A 14,808-nucleotide genomic window follows, 5' to 3' on the forward strand; every position below is an offset into this window, starting at 1 on the left:
GATACAATACAGATTGTTACTGTATTTAGAGAGTGTTATGGATCAAAGTACTACACAAATTTATAAACGTCTTGTCTCATATGTTGGCACCTACAAAAGCGTCGCATTTGTCGCAATTATTGGGATGATAGGCTATTCAGCAATGGATGCTTTATTTATTCAATTAATGAAGCCGTTTATTGATCAAGGTTTGAACCAGCGTAATACAGAAGTTTTAAAGTACGCTCCTTTTGTCGTTATCGCGTTAGTTCTAGGGCGTGGTGTTTTTAACTTTATGTCTTCCTACTGCTTAAGTTATGTAGGCTCCCAAGTTGTACGTTCTTTACGCCAAGAGTTATTTGAGCACATATTGCACTTACCCGTTTCTTTTCATGACAAAAACTCAACGGGAGATTTAATTTCAAAAATCACATTTGATACAGAACAAGTTCAACAAGCGATTACTAAAGCCTTGCTAATAGTCGTACGTGAAGGGGCATTTGTTGTATTTTTACTTGCGGTAATGTTCTATACCAGTTGGCAACTATCACTGATATTTTTAGTGATCATCCCACTTGTTGCTATTATTGTCGCCGTCGTCTCTAAACGTTTTCGCCACATTTCTAAAAACATTCAATCTGCCATGGGGCAAGTTACCCGTAGCTCAGAACAAATGCTGAGCGGACATAAAGTTATTCACGGTTTTGGTGGTCAAGATCAAGAGATTAATCACTTCTCGAAAATTAATAATCATAATCGTCAGCAACGTATCAAAATGGACGCAACTAAAGCGCTTAGTGTGTCTATAATTCAAATTTTAGCGGCAAGTGCCATGGCAGTTATTTTGTGGGCGGTGTCGTTGCCATCAATGATTGATACGATTACATCTGGTGACTTCATGGCATTAATTGCCTCAATGATGATGTTATTACGTCCGCTAAAACAACTTGCCAATGTGAATAGTGATATGCAACGTGGTATCTCTGCAGCGCAAAGTATATTTTTAGTTTTAGACGAAGAAATGGAAAAAGATACAGGCACTGTTTCGGTTGATAAAGTTAAAGGTTTAATTGAAGTTAAGAACGTAACCTTTAAGTACCCAACTAAAGATGAAGCCGTATTAAACGATTTGTCGCTAACGATTGAGGCGGGTGAAAGTATTGCCTTAGTAGGGCGCTCAGGCTCTGGTAAGTCAACAATTTCTAACTTGTTACCCCGCTATTATGATTTAGAACTACCGAGTGAAATATTACTTGATGGCATAGCACTGCAGGACTATAAATTAACTGATCTGCGTCGCCAATTTGCTTTAGTGTCTCAGCAAGTTGTGTTATTTAACGATACGATTGCCAATAATATTTGTTATGGCATAAAGCACGATGTGTCTGTTGCAGAGTTAGAGCAAGTTGCCAAACAAGCGCACGTGTGGGAATTTGTTAAAGACCTGCCTGAGCAATTAAACACCATGGTAGGCGAAAATGGGGTAATGCTCTCAGGTGGTCAACGCCAGCGAATAGCGATAGCGCGTGCAATATTAAAAGATGCACCTATTTTGATTTTAGATGAGGCAACGTCAGCACTTGATACCGAATCTGAAAAGCTTATTCAGCAAGCATTAGAAACGTTAATGAAAGATAAAACCTCTATTGTTATAGCACATCGCTTATCTACTATTGAAAACAGTGACCGAATTTATGTTATTGATAACGGGCGTGTGATAGAAAGTGGCGATCATAGTAGCTTATTAGCAAATGACGGTACTTATTCAGCACTTTGCAAAATGCAGTTTGGTGATCAGGCGTGAGCAAAATAGAGCAAAGCTGGTATAAACCATTTGGTCTAATTACTTTACTGTTATTACCATTAAGTGCTTTGTTTTGGGTTGTATCGTCATTTCGAAAATACTTATACAGCGCTAAAATACTTAAATCTTTTGAGTGCAAAACGCCTGTAATTGTAGTTGGCAATATAAGCGTTGGCGGTAATGGTAAAACGCCTTTTGTTTTGTGGCTGTATAGTCATTTAACACAGCAAGGTTTATCAGTGGGTATTATTAGTAGAGGTTATGGTGGGCAATCAGATAATTACCCGCTGTTAGTCACTTCAGTTGTTGACGCCCAACAGGCTGGAGATGAGCCTGTACTTTTATACCATCGTTTAAAGTGCCCAATAGCTGTTGGCCCTAATAGACAACACAATATCGATTTATTAGAAAAAAATCATACGCTAGATGTCATTATTTCTGATGATGGGATGCAGCATTATAAAATGCCTCGTAGCATTGAGTGTTGTATTGTTGATAGTGAACGCCGCTTTGGTAATGGTTTTGTTATGCCCGCAGGGCCACTACGCGAAACAACTAAACGCTTACAAAGTGTTGATATAGTAATTGAAAATGGCGGTCAGGCTAATAATAGCTACGTGCTGCAAGTAAGTAACCTTCGCTTAGTTAATTCAAGTGATGATGCAAAAAGTAACGTAAGCGAGGCGCATGCAATAAGTGCAATTGGGAACCCTAAACGGTTTGAAAACTCATTAGAAGCACAAAATATTAAGCTATTGTCGACTCATCACTTTAGAGATCATTATGCTTATACAGCAGATGATTTTATTCAGTTTGGTGATGATTGCATTATAATGACCGAAAAAGACGCGGTTAAATGTAAGTCCTTTGCAAAACCTAATTGGTATTATTTACCTATAGATGCAGAGCCTTCCGATAGCGTAATAAACACATTAAATTCATTATTAAAAGAAAAAGGAATACTCAATGGCCTTTGATACAAAATTACTCGAGATAATTGCCTGCCCAGTTTGTAAGGGTAAACTACGCTTTGATAGAGAAAACAAAGAACTAATTAGTACTGCAGCTAAGCTTGCTTACCCCGTTCAAGATGATATTCCAGTATTGCTTGAAAACGAAGCACGTGAGTTATCTTTAGAAGAGGTTGAAAAGTGGAATTCGTAGTTGTAATTCCTGCACGTTTTGCATCAACCCGACTACCGGGTAAGCCGCTTGCTGATATTTGCGGTAAGCCAATGGTTCAACATGTTTACGAAAAAGCATGTTTATCAGGTGCAAGTAAAGTGGTTATAGCAACCGATCATCAAAAAGTGTTTGATGCAGTAAGTTTATTTACTAGTGATGTTGTAATGACTCGCGAAGATCACCAATCGGGTACTGAGCGTTTAGCCGAAGTAGTTGATTTACTTGATCTCGACAGCGATACAATTGTGGTTAATGTACAAGGCGATGAGCCCTTACTTGCGCCAGAAAATGTATCCCAAGTTGCTGCACTATTAAGTGATTCAACAGCACCAATGGCAACGTTAAGTGTTGCTATTGAAGAGCGTGATGAAGTATTTAATCCTAATGCCGTTAAAGTGGTTAGCGATATAAATAAAAATGCGCTGTATTTTTCTCGTGCAAGTATTCCGTTTGATAGAAGCACAATGATGAATGACAGCAGTGCTCTTAATTTAGCGCCATTTCAGCGCCACGTAGGTATTTATGCGTACAGAGCGGGTTTTATTAAACAATATATAGAATTGAGCGTATCGCCACTTGAGCTACTTGAATCACTTGAGCAGTTACGTGTGTTGTATCATGGTTATAAAATCAAAATAGAGCAAGCTCAAATAGCACCCCATGCTGGAGTTGATACGCCCGATGACTTAGCTAAAGTGATAGCGCATATTAAAAGTAAAAACGTGTGAGTGAGCAAGTAAGTAAGATATTAAAAGTTGTTTATACACATAACGATTTTTATATTTTAGAAAAGCCAGCGGGTCTTAATTTTCATTCAGAAGATGGCCCCGGCTTTGTTGTGTTAGCCGAACAACAATTATCGCAAAAGCTTTATGCCGTTCATCGTTTAGATAAAGTGACATCAGGGCTGATTATTTTAGCGCGAAACAAAGCCGCTGCGGCCAGCTTTACTGTTATGTTTACTGAGCATGCGATTGCTAAATTTTATTTAGCGGTTAGTGACGCTAAACCGAAAAAGAAGCAGGGGTGGATCAAAGGCGATATGGCTAAATCTCGCCGTGGCTCGTTTAAGTTACTAACGAGTAAGCTGAATCCTGCAATCACCCGATTTTATTCGCTAAGTTATAAGCCGGGATTTAGAGGGTATATTTTAAAGCCTTATTCAGGAAAGACGCATCAATTAAGAGTGGCACTAAAAAGTATTGGCTCTGCTATTTTAGGCGATGCAATGTATTCAGGCACGCCATCAAATCGTACCTATTTACATGCATATGCATTGAGCTTTTTATGGCAAGGTGAACAAATACAGCTAACTTTATTACCCGATAATGGTGATGAGTATTTGGCGTTAATTAAACATCAAGATTTTCAAGCATGGCAATCGCCATGGCAACTGGATTGGTAAATGAGCGAAAAAGTTACAGATATACGTTTTGGTGGTATTAAACGTTTATATGGTCATCAACAGTTTGATTGGCTTCAAGAAGCACATTTTTGTGTAGTAGGGATTGGTGGTGTAGGGAGCTGGACAGCAGAAGCACTTGCACGTACTGGTGTTGGTAAAATAACATTGATTGATTTGGATGATATTTGCGCGACTAACGTCAATAGACAAATTCATGCGTTAACGGGCACTATTGGTCAAGCTAAAGTAGATGCAATGAAAGCGCGCTGCGAGCTTATTAATCCAGAGTGCCAAGTTAATGTGATAGATGATTTTATTACGCTTGATAATATTCAAGAGCATATTCAAGGTTTTGATTATGTGATTGATTGTATTGATGCAGTTAAAGAAAAAGCAGCATTAATTGCTCACTGTAAACGTAATAAACTACCTATAATTACAACTGGTGGTGCTGGCGGGCAAACAGATCCTAGCCAAATAACTTTTGGTGATGTAGCCAAAACTACGCAAGACCCATTACTTGCAAAAGTGCGCTATATTTTGCGCAAGCAATATAATTTTAGTAATAATCCTAAACGTAAGTTTAATATTGATTGTGTTTACTCAACAGAGCAACTGGTTTACCCAGGAAGCGATGGCAGTGTATGTCATGCTAAGCAAAGTGCTGATGGCACGATGAATATGGACTGTAATAATGGTTTTGGTTCTGTGACTATGATCACAGGAAGCTTTGGTTTTTTTGTTGCGGCAAAAGCGGTGCGTAAATATCTAGATAAAAAACAACGCTCACAAGCTTAGTTTTCGTTAACTAAGCTTGTGTTGTGCCATGGTTTGTATTTTATCAACCATGGCTTTAATACCATTACCACGTGATGCGCTTAAGTGGCTTATAAGGCCGAGCTTTTCAAATTCTTCATACGCATTTTTATTCACTACTTGCTCTGGTGTGAGGCCATTGTAAAGCGCTAAAATAATGGCTAATAATCCTTTTACTATACGTGTATCTGAGTCACCAATTACAACAAGTGTATTTTCTGTTAAATCAAATTCAACAAACATCCATACTTTGCTTTCACAGCCTGGTACAAGTGCATCATCAGTTTTCAAAACATCAGCTAAAACAGGTAAAGTTTTTCCTAAAAGCATTATCTCACGATATTTTTGCTGCCAAGCGGGCGCATTTTTTATAGATTCTGTGACTTTGTTAAACGTATTTGTCATGAGTTATCCTAATTAATTCTATTAAAGTGACGTTTAGTCCAGTAAAGCGATACATTTTTTAAGTGAATCAATGAATATATCTACATCTTCATAGGTATTATAAAAACAAAAGCTCGCTCTTAGCGTTCCATTAAGCCCTAAATGTGTCATTAATGGCTGTGTACAATGGTGTCCACTCCTTACTGCAACCCCGTACCCGTCAAGTAAAGTTGCCAAATCATAAGGATGTTCATCATTTAAGTTGAAGCAGAGTGTACCAATATTGTCAGATAGGTTGCTATATATTGTAATACCATCAACCTTTACCAATTTTTGAGCGGCATAACTAAACAATTTTTGCTCATATTGCTGGATTTTTGCGTGATCTAATTCATTTAAATAGTCTAATGCGGCACCAAAGCCTAAAACTCCAGAGATATTTGGTGTTCCAGTTTCAAATTTTGCAGGCGCAGGACGATAAGTACTGTGAGTTAAGTACACTTTATCGATCATTTCCCCACCTGATTGGTAAATCTCAAGGGTATTTAATTGCTCATATCGACCATAAAGCACACCTAATCCTGTTGGACCGAGCATTTTATGGCTTGAGCAGACATAAAAGTCACAGTTTAATTCACGTAAATCGGGTTTTAAATGCAGTGCACCCTGTGCACCATCCACTAGAACAAGAGAATTGACGTCTTTTGCAGCTCTAATAAGTGGTTTTAAATCGGTGATATTACCCAGTGTGTTAGATGCTTGTGTAATAGCTAATAGGGTAGGTTTTGTTTCTTTTATAAATTCACAGCATTCTTTGGTGTTCAGCGTGCCATTTTTATTTAGTGGAAGCGCTATTAATTTAGCACCCGTTTGTTGACTCACTATTTGCCAAGGCACTATGTTTGCATGATGCTCAAGCGGAGATATCATTATGGTATGACTTTCATTTAAGCGCTTTTTTAATCCGTTAGCGACCAAGTTAATGGCTTCTGTAGCGCCTTTAGTCCATACAATCTCTTTACTAAATACATTGAAATACTCTGCAGTTTTATCCCGTACTTGTTCATATGCATAAGTTGCTTGCTCGCTAAGTGTATGGCGTCCACGGTGTACATTAGCGTTTTGAAACGTATAGAATTCAGTAATTGTATCTATAACTGATTGAGGCTTTTGTGAGGTTGCTGCTGAGTCTAAATAGACAAGCGGGCAGCCGTTTATTGTTTGATTTAATGTTGGGAAGTCGTTTCTAATTTTATTTATATCAAACTTTAAAGCAAGCATGGCTCATCTACATAGTGTTTTTAAGGCAGGAATTGTAATCGGTTTATGATAATTCTCAAGTGTTGTTAATAAAAAAGGCCGCAAAATGCGGCCTTTTTAAACTAACCAACGTTAATTAACGCTTGTCAGTTGATACGTAGTCACGTTGAGTGTAACCAGTATAAAGTTGACGAGGACGGCTGATCTTATGACCAGGTTGAGATAGCATCTCATCCCAGTGAGTGATCCAACCAACAGTACGTGCCATTGCAAAGATTACAGTGAACATGCTTGTTGGAATACCAATCGCTTTTAAGATAATACCAGAGTAGAAATCTACATTAGGGTATAGTTTTTTCTCTACAAAGTATGGGTCTTCAAGCGCAATTTGCTCAAGCTTCATAGCAATATCAAGAAGTGGATCTTGGATATTCAGCTCAGCTAAAACTTCGTGACACGTTTGACGCATTACTGTAGCGCGTGGGTCAAAGTTTTTGTAAACACGGTGTCCAAAGCCCATAAGGCGGAACGGGTCAGCTTTATCTTTAGCTTTAGCTACGTATTCATCAATACGGTCAACAGAGCCAATCTCTTCTAACATGTTTAAACATGCTTCATTAGCGCCGCCGTGAGCAGGGCCCCATAAAGATGCAATACCAGCTGCAATACATGCATACGGGTTAGCACCAGATGAACCTGCAAGACGAACTGTTGAAGTTGATGCATTTTGTTCATGATCTGCATGAAGCATAAAGATTTTATCCATCGCTTTTGCAGTTACTGGATTAACTTTATATTCTTCAGCAGGTACAGAGAACATCATGTGTAAGAAGTTTTCTGCGTAGCTTAAATCGTTACGTGGGTATACAAACGGTTGGCCGATATTTGTTTTATAAGCCATTGCCGCGATTGTTGGTAACTTAGCAACAAGCTTAACTGCGCTTGTTTTACGTTGTTCAGCATCAGTAATATCAAGGTCTTCATGATAGAAAGATGATAATGCACCTACTACGCCACAAAGCATTGCCATTGGGTGAGCGTCAAAGCGGAAACCTTGGAAAAAGTTAGCAATCTTCTCGTCAAGCATAGTGCTTGTAGTGATTTCATTCTTAAAAACTTCATATTGTTCTTTAGAAGGTAACTCACCATTTAAAAGTAAGTAACAAAGTTCAATGTAATTTGAGTCTTCAGCTAATTGCTCAATTGGGTAACCACGGTGAAGTAGTACACCTTTACCACCATCAATATAGGTGATTGCAGATTCACAAGAACCAGTCGACATGAAACCTGGGTCATAAGTAAAGTGACCGTGTGAACCTAACGTACGTACGTCGATTACATCTTGGCCAGCAGTGCCTTGATAAATTGGAAGTTCGATTGGATCTAGTCCATCAATTTGGACTGTGGCTTTTTTATCTGCCATCGTTATGTATCTCCTATTAAGATATCTATTCTGATTTTTAGATTTTAAAGTTCTGAAATCTGTTTTAAGCACATCTTCTCATTTTAACGTGAAAGAGGGGGTTAAAGTCAATTTTTATAAACATTATGCATATATGTATAATAAATATTCGGTATTAATTAAATATAATACTATTGGCTAATTCGCAAACATCTCTAAATAAACAAGAATTGTAAAAAGCCCTGTGGGTATATATACTAACGGTGGTTTTAAACCGTATTGTATTTGGGTAAACATATTCTTAACAGCTTAAAATTTACAGGTTTGTGAACTTTAATTGTTTTGGTACGTTTATTTTGATAGTTCCATCAGTAATATTTGGTGGGTTTTTAGAAAAACAAGTAGATGAGCTCCACTGTGAGCAAAGATGGGCAAGTAACTGTGAAAAAGCAAAGACCTGTAAATCTAGATCTAACAACTATATCTATGCCGGCAACGGCTAAAGCTTCAATTTTTCACCGCGTCACCGGTGTTGCATTATTTTTTGCTTTAACGTTTGTCATTTGGGCTTGGTCTGAGTCTCTCTCTTCAGCTGAAAGTTTTGAATTCGTCAAGGGTCTGTTTAACGGATTCATTGCCAAATTTATAGCTTGGGGCACTGTTTCTGTATTAGGTTATCACCTTATTGGTGGTATCCGTCATATGATTATGGATATGGGACATTGGGAAGAACTTGAATCAGGTAACCTCAGCGCTAAAGTTTCAATGGCTCTTGGTGTTGTGTTTGCCGTATTGGCAGGGGTGTGGATATGGTTTTAAATCAAGCAACTCTAAAACGTGATGGTGTACAAGATTTCGTATCTTTACGTACCACGGCATTAATAATCAGCGCTTACGCGATTTTTATTATCGGCTATTTTTTAGCGACGCCAGAAGTCACTTTCGAAGCCTGGACAGGCCTCTTCTCTAACCTAGCAATGAAAGGGTTTACGTTAATTACCCTTGTTTGCATTATGGTTCATACCCGCATTGGCCTTTGGCAAGTTCTTACAGACTATGTTAAGTGCGCAAAGCTTCGTGCAGTTTTAGGTTTTGTATTAAACCTAATGGCCGTTGCTTACGTAGCTATTGGTCTAATCGTATTATGGGGTGTTTAAGTGAAATATTCTGTTCGTGAATTTGACGCCGTAGTAATTGGTGCAGGTGGTGCAGGTATGCGCGCTGCTTTAGCAATTACAGAATCTGGCAAAACGTGTGCATTAATATCTAAAGTATTTCCAACGCGCTCACACACTGTATCTGCTCAAGGCGGTATTACGGTTGCGCTTGGTAATTCACACGAAGATAACTGGGAATGGCATATGTACGATACCGTTAAAGGTTCCGATTTTATCGGTGACCAAGACGCTATTGAATACATGTGTCAAACTGGCCCAGAAGCTATTACCGAATTAGAAAACATGGGTTTACCATTTTCTCGTTTTGAAAATGGCCGTGTTTACCAACGTCCTTTCGGTGGTCAATCGAAAAACTTTGGTGGTGAACAAGCCGCACGTACTGCAGCAGCTGCTGACCGTACTGGTCATGCTTTATTACACCTTCTATATCAACAAAACGTTAAAAACAAAACAAATGTATTCTCTGAATGGTATGCACTTGATTTAGTTAAAAACGATAATGGTGATGTAGTAGGGTGTACTGCAATTGAGATTGAGACAGGTGAAGTTACCTTCTTCAAATCTAAAGCTGTTGTATTAGCTACTGGTGGTGCAGGTCGTATATTTGCATCAACCACTAATGCTCACATTAACACTGGTGACGGTGTTGGTATGGCAACACGTGCTGGTATTTCTATGCAAGACATGGAAATGTGGCAGTTCCACCCAACGGGTATCGCAGGTGCTGGTACGCTAGTAACTGAAGGTTGTCGTGGTGAAGGCGGCTATCTTTTAAATAAAGATGGCGAACGCTTCATGGAACGTTACGCACCAAACGCAAAAGACTTAGCGTCTCGCGACGTTGTTGCACGTTCAATGATGACTGAAATCCGTGAAGGTCGTGGTTGTGATGGTCCTTGGGGTCCACATCTTAAGTTAAAACTTGACCACTTAGGTGAAGAAACACTTAACTTACGTCTTCCTGGCGTATGTGACCTTGCTAAAACATTTGCTCACGTTGACCCTGCAAAAGAGCCAATTCCAGTAATTCCAACTTGTCATTATATGATGGGTGGTGTTCCTACTAATGTAAATGGACAAGCGCTACAAATCGATGCTCAAGGCAACGAAACAGTAGTTCAAGGTTTATTTGCAGTAGGTGAGATTGCATGTGTATCTGTACACGGTGCAAACCGCTTAGGTGGTAACTCATTACTTGATTTAGTTGTGTTTGGTCGTGCTGCGGGTAACTTCTTAGGTAAGTACCTAAATGACGTTGAAATATCTAAAGCTGCTTCAGAATCAGACTTAGAAGCGTCTCTTGCACGTTACAATCGTTGGGAAAATTCAACGGCTGGCCAAGGTGAAGATCCAGTTCAAATCAAAAAAGACCTACAACAATGTATGCAGCTTAACTTCTCGGTATTCCGTGAAGGTGACTCAATGGCTGCAGGTCTTCAAGAACTTAAAGAAATTCGCGAACGTCTGCAACATGCTCGTCTTGATGATAAATCATCAGACTTCAACACGCAGCGTATCGAATGTCTTGAACTAGACAACTTAATGGAAACAGCTTACTCAACTGCAGTAGCTGCAAACTTCCGTACAGAAAGCCGTGGTGCACATTCTCGCTTTGACTACCCAGATCGTGATGACGAAAACTGGTTATGTCACTCAGTATTCAATCCTGTAACGGATGAAATGAGTAAGCGTGATGTAAACTATGCGCCTAAAACGCGTGAAGCTTTCCCACCTAAAGCACGTGTTTACTAGGAGATAGACGATGGCACAAGTACAATTTTCAGTTTATCGTTATAATCCAGATGTTGACAACGCTCCTCGTATGCAAGAATACACCTTGCAAACAGAGGAAGGTCACGACATGATGGTGTTGGATGCACTTATTCTTCTAAAAGAACAAGATCCTACATTATCTTTCCGTCGTTCATGCCGTGAAGGTGTGTGTGGATCTGATGGTGTTAACATGAATGGTAAAAATGGTTTAGCATGTATTACTCCTTTATCTACGCTACAAAAAAATGGCAAAGGTAAAATCGTAGTACGTCCATTACCAGGTTTACCTGTGGTACGTGACCTTGTTATTGACATGAGTCAGTTCTACACTCAGTACGAAAAAGTTAAACCTTATTTAATTAATGATCAGCCTGCAGCAGGCGAACGTCTTCAAACTATTGAAGAACGTGATAAATTAGATGGGCTTTATGAGTGTATTTTGTGTGCATGTTGTTCAACATCGTGTCCTTCGTTCTGGTGGAATCCAGACAAGTTCATTGGTCCAGCAGGCCTTCTTCATGCTTACCGTTTCTTGGCTGATAGCCGAGATACAGCAACTGAAGAACGTTTAGCGGATTTAGACGATGCGTTCAGTGTGTTCCGTTGTCACAGTATCATGAACTGTGTTAGCGTTTGTCCTAAGGGTCTTAATCCGACCAAAGCAATTGGACAAATCAAATCTATGTTACTAAACCGAGCGGTTTGATAGCTTAGTAAAGGTAAGATGGCTAATATTAAATTATATTAGCCATCTTGTTATAATAACTATTAATTTCTGCGCTAAAAAAAAGGGCTTATAAATGCACGAAGGTGTGATGAAGGCATGGCTAGAATCTTCACATTTAAACGGCGGCAACGTTGCTTATGTAGAAGAGCTTTATGAAGCGTATTTAGACGATGCGACTTCTGTGCCAGACGAATGGCGAGAAGTGTTTGAACAATTACCTAAAGTTGATGGTGTGGATGTTGAAGTAAAACATTCAGAGGTTCGAGCACAGTTTGCACAGCTTGCAAAAAACAAGCATAGAGAAGTAGTGGTAGCAGAGGGTAGTGGCGGTGACCTTAAACAGGTTAAAGTTCTACAACTTATTAATGCTTTCCGTTTTCGTGGGCACCAAAATGCAAACCTAGATCCATTAGGTATTTGGCAACGAGAGCGTGTACGAGATTTAGAGCTAGAGTACCACGACCTATCTTCAAGTGATTTTGACCGCGAGTTTAACGTAGGATCGTTTGCCGTAGGGCGCGATACTATGCCTTTAGGTGAACTATACCAAGCACTAAAAACTACATATTGTGGTTCAATTGGCGCTGAGTATATGCACATCACATCAACAGAGGAAAAACGTTGGTTACAACAACGTCTAGAATCTGTCCAGTCTAGGCCTAAATTCTCAAAAGATGAAAAGCTACGTATCCTTAAAGGGCTTACTGCAGCAGATGGTCTAGAAAAATATTTAGGGTCTAAGTTTCCTGGTGCTAAGCGCTTTTCACTTGAAGGTGGCGATGCGTTAGTTCCAATGCTTAAAGAGCTTATTCACCGCGCTGGTGAAAGCGGCCAACAAGAAGCTGTTATTGGTATGGCTCACCGTGGTCGTTTAAACGTTTTAGTTAATGTACTTGGTAAAAATCCATCAGAATTATTTGATGAATTTGCTGGTATACATAAAGAAACGTTAGGTTCTGGTGATGTTAAATATCACATGGGTTATTCGTCTGACTTTGCTACCAAAGGTGGCAACGTACACATGGCGCTTGCGTTTAACCCATCTCACCTAGAAATCGTAAACCCTGTTGTAATGGGCTCTGTACGTGGTCGTCTCGACCGTTTAGGTGATAAATCAGGCATTAAAGCACTACCTATTACCATCCATGGTGATTCTGCTATTGCTGGACAAGGTGTTGTTCAAGAAACGTTTAACATGTCGCAAACTAATGCGTTTAGTTGTGGTGGTAGTATTCGTATTGTTGTCAACAACCAAGTAGGTTTTACAACCTCTAAGCAAGATGACGTTCGCTCAACGCCATACTGTACTGACATTGCTAAAATGGTTCAGTCTCCAATATTCCATGTTAATTCTGATGATCCTGAAGCCGTTGCATTTGTTACTCAACTTGCTCTTGATTTTAGAAATCAGTTTAAGCGTGACGTAGTAATTGATTTAGTTTGTTACCGTCGCCATGGTCACAATGAAGCTGATGAGCCTAATGCAACTCAGCCTGTCATGTACCAAAAAATTAAAAAGCATCCAGTGCCGCGTTTAATCTATGCAGACCAACTGATTGCTGAAGGCTCTTTTTCTGAACAAGAAGTTAAAGCCTTAGCTGATGAGTACCGTGATGCACTAGATGAAGGCAGCTGTGTTGTTTCAGAAATACAGCCAGAGACGTCGCATTCTTCTGAGTGGGCCAAATATATTGGTCACGAATGGAATGTTGACTACGATGCTAGCGTATCTGTAGAGAAGCTTAAAGCTCTTGGTGAGAAAGTAGCTTCTTACCCAGAACAACATAAAGCTCAATCTCGCGTTAAAAAGATTTATGACGATCGTAAGCTAATGGCCACAGGTGAAAAACCACTTGATTGGGGTATGGCAGAGACACTTGCCTATGCAACAATTGCGTCTGAAGGTACTGACATTCGTTTAACAGGACAAGACACAGGTCGAGGAACATTCTTTCATCGTCATGCTGTTGTTCATGGTCAATCCGATGGTACAACTTACACTCCTTTAGAGCATTTAAGTGAAGATCAAGGCACATTTGAAGTCTTTGATTCTGTTTTGTCTGAGGAAGCTGTCGTTGCGTTCGAATATGGGTATGCTACCGCTGAACCTAAGTCTCTCGTAATATGGGAAGCGCAATTTGGTGACTTCGCCAATGGTGCACAAGTTGTATTTGACCAGTTCTTAAGTTCTGGTGAGCAAAAGTGGGGCCGTTTATGTGGGCTTACAATTTTGTTACCTCATGGCTACGAAGGTCAAGGGCCAGAGCATAGTTCAGCGCGCTTAGAGCGTTTCTTGCAACTATGTGCTGATCACAACATGCAAGTATGTGTTCCTTCAACGCCGGCGCAAGTTTACGCTATGCTTCGTCGTCAATCAGTTCGACCACTTCGTCGTCCTCTGATTGTTATGACGCCTAAGTCGCTACTTCGTCACCCGCTTGCAACTTCATCACTTGAAGAGCTTTCACACGGTGTTTACCATAATATGATCGACGAAGTTGATGATATTAACCCTGAGAAAGTAGAGCGCGTTGTATTTTGTAGCGGTAAAGTTTACTACGAGTTACTACAAGAGCGTCGTAAGCTTGAGCAAGATAATATTGCAATTGTACGTGTTGAACAGTTATATCCGTTCCCACACGATGAAATGCAAACAATTATAGAGCGCTACCAACACGTAACTGATTTTGTATGGTGTCAAGAAGAGCCACAAAACCAAGGTGCATGGTACTGTTCACAACATCACTTTATTGATGCAATCCCACAAGGTGCTAAATTAAAATATGCAGGACGTAAAGCGTCTGCATCACCAGCGTGTGGTTACATGTCAGTACATACTAAAGAACAACAAGCGCTCGTTGCCGACGCGCTTACTATAGAAAATAAAGGATAAGC

14 protein-coding genes are annotated in these 14,808 nt (G+C 39.7%); 11 read left to right on the forward strand and 3 right to left on the reverse strand.

What is annotated here, in order from left to right:
• Nucleotides 1-37: 37 nt before the first annotated feature.
• The 6 genes from msbA to tcdA are packed head-to-tail and all read left to right on the forward strand — an operon-like array spanning nt 38 to nt 5,171.
• Nucleotides 38-1,783, forward strand: a complete 1,746-nt coding sequence (msbA, locus tag PARC_RS08070) for a lipid A export permease/ATP-binding protein MsbA (protein WP_010552665.1) — start codon at nt 38-40, stop codon at nt 1,781-1,783.
• Nucleotides 1,780-2,760, forward strand: a complete 981-nt coding sequence (gene lpxK, locus PARC_RS08075; protein ID WP_010552666.1) for a tetraacyldisaccharide 4'-kinase — start codon at nt 1,780-1,782, stop codon at nt 2,758-2,760. The genes msbA and lpxK overlap by 4 nt, the downstream gene beginning before the upstream one ends.
• Nucleotides 2,750-2,947, forward strand: coding sequence for a Trm112 family protein (locus PARC_RS08080; protein ID WP_010552667.1), 198 nt, complete (start codon nt 2,750-2,752; stop codon nt 2,945-2,947). The genes lpxK and PARC_RS08080 overlap by 11 nt, the downstream gene beginning before the upstream one ends.
• Nucleotides 2,935-3,696, forward strand: coding sequence for a 3-deoxy-manno-octulosonate cytidylyltransferase (gene kdsB, locus PARC_RS08085; RefSeq protein WP_010552668.1), 762 nt, complete (start codon nt 2,935-2,937; stop codon nt 3,694-3,696). The genes PARC_RS08080 and kdsB overlap by 13 nt, the downstream gene beginning before the upstream one ends.
• Nucleotides 3,693-4,373 (forward strand): TIGR01621 family pseudouridine synthase, encoded by a 681-nt coding sequence (locus PARC_RS08090; RefSeq protein WP_010552669.1) that lies wholly within the window; start codon nt 3,693-3,695, stop codon nt 4,371-4,373. Before kdsB ends, PARC_RS08090 begins: the two co-directional genes overlap by 4 nt.
• Nucleotides 4,374-5,171, forward strand: coding sequence for a tRNA cyclic N6-threonylcarbamoyladenosine(37) synthase TcdA (gene tcdA / locus PARC_RS08095; protein ID WP_010552670.1), 798 nt, complete (start codon nt 4,374-4,376; stop codon nt 5,169-5,171).
• Nucleotides 5,172-5,177: 6 nt separating this feature from the next.
• Here tcdA and PARC_RS08100 read toward each other — a convergent pair whose 3' ends face one another.
• The 3 genes from PARC_RS08100 to PARC_RS08110 all read right to left on the reverse strand — a co-directional run bounded on the left by PARC_RS08100 (nt 5,178) and on the right by PARC_RS08110 (nt 8,256).
• Nucleotides 5,178-5,594, reverse strand: a complete 417-nt coding sequence (locus PARC_RS08100; protein ID WP_008172666.1) for a SufE family protein — start codon at nt 5,592-5,594, stop codon at nt 5,178-5,180.
• A 33-nt stretch (nt 5,595-5,627) separates the two neighbouring features.
• Nucleotides 5,628-6,854, reverse strand: coding sequence for a SufS family cysteine desulfurase (locus PARC_RS08105; RefSeq protein WP_010552671.1), 1,227 nt, complete (start codon nt 6,852-6,854; stop codon nt 5,628-5,630).
• Nucleotides 6,855-6,969: 115 nt separating this feature from the next.
• Nucleotides 6,970-8,256 (reverse strand): citrate synthase, encoded by a 1,287-nt coding sequence (locus PARC_RS08110; RefSeq protein WP_007586875.1) that lies wholly within the window; start codon nt 8,254-8,256, stop codon nt 6,970-6,972.
• Between the two features lie 420 nt (nt 8,257-8,676).
• Between PARC_RS08110 and sdhC the strand changes: the two genes are divergently transcribed.
• The 5 genes from sdhC (at nt 8,677) to sucA (ending at nt 14,806) form a co-directional block, all read left to right on the forward strand.
• Nucleotides 8,677-9,054 carry a succinate dehydrogenase, cytochrome b556 subunit gene (gene sdhC, locus PARC_RS08115; RefSeq protein WP_076914908.1) on the forward strand — a complete coding sequence of 126 codons (378 nt, stop codon included), beginning with the start codon at nt 8,677-8,679 and terminating at the stop codon, nt 9,052-9,054.
• Nucleotides 9,045-9,392, forward strand: a complete 348-nt coding sequence (gene sdhD / locus PARC_RS08120) for a succinate dehydrogenase, hydrophobic membrane anchor protein (protein WP_007586873.1) — start codon at nt 9,045-9,047, stop codon at nt 9,390-9,392. Before sdhC ends, sdhD begins: the two co-directional genes overlap by 10 nt.
• Nucleotides 9,393-11,165: a succinate dehydrogenase flavoprotein subunit gene (sdhA, locus tag PARC_RS08125; protein ID WP_007375750.1), complete on the forward strand. Its 1,773-nt coding sequence runs from the start codon at nt 9,393-9,395 to the stop codon at nt 11,163-11,165.
• A 10-nt stretch (nt 11,166-11,175) separates the two neighbouring features.
• The gene (locus tag PARC_RS08130) at nt 11,176-11,892 is read left to right on the forward strand and encodes a succinate dehydrogenase iron-sulfur subunit (protein ID WP_007375751.1); all 717 of its coding nucleotides are present in this window, start codon (nt 11,176-11,178) and stop codon (nt 11,890-11,892) included.
• Nucleotides 11,893-11,986: 94 nt separating this feature from the next.
• Nucleotides 11,987-14,806 (forward strand): 2-oxoglutarate dehydrogenase E1 component, encoded by a 2,820-nt coding sequence (sucA, locus tag PARC_RS08135; RefSeq protein ID WP_010552673.1) that lies wholly within the window; start codon nt 11,987-11,989, stop codon nt 14,804-14,806.
• Nucleotides 14,807-14,808 lie beyond the last annotated feature (2 nt).

The organism is Pseudoalteromonas arctica A 37-1-2, assembly GCF_000238395.3.
Classification (GTDB): domain Bacteria; phylum Pseudomonadota; class Gammaproteobacteria; order Enterobacterales; family Alteromonadaceae; genus Pseudoalteromonas; species Pseudoalteromonas arctica.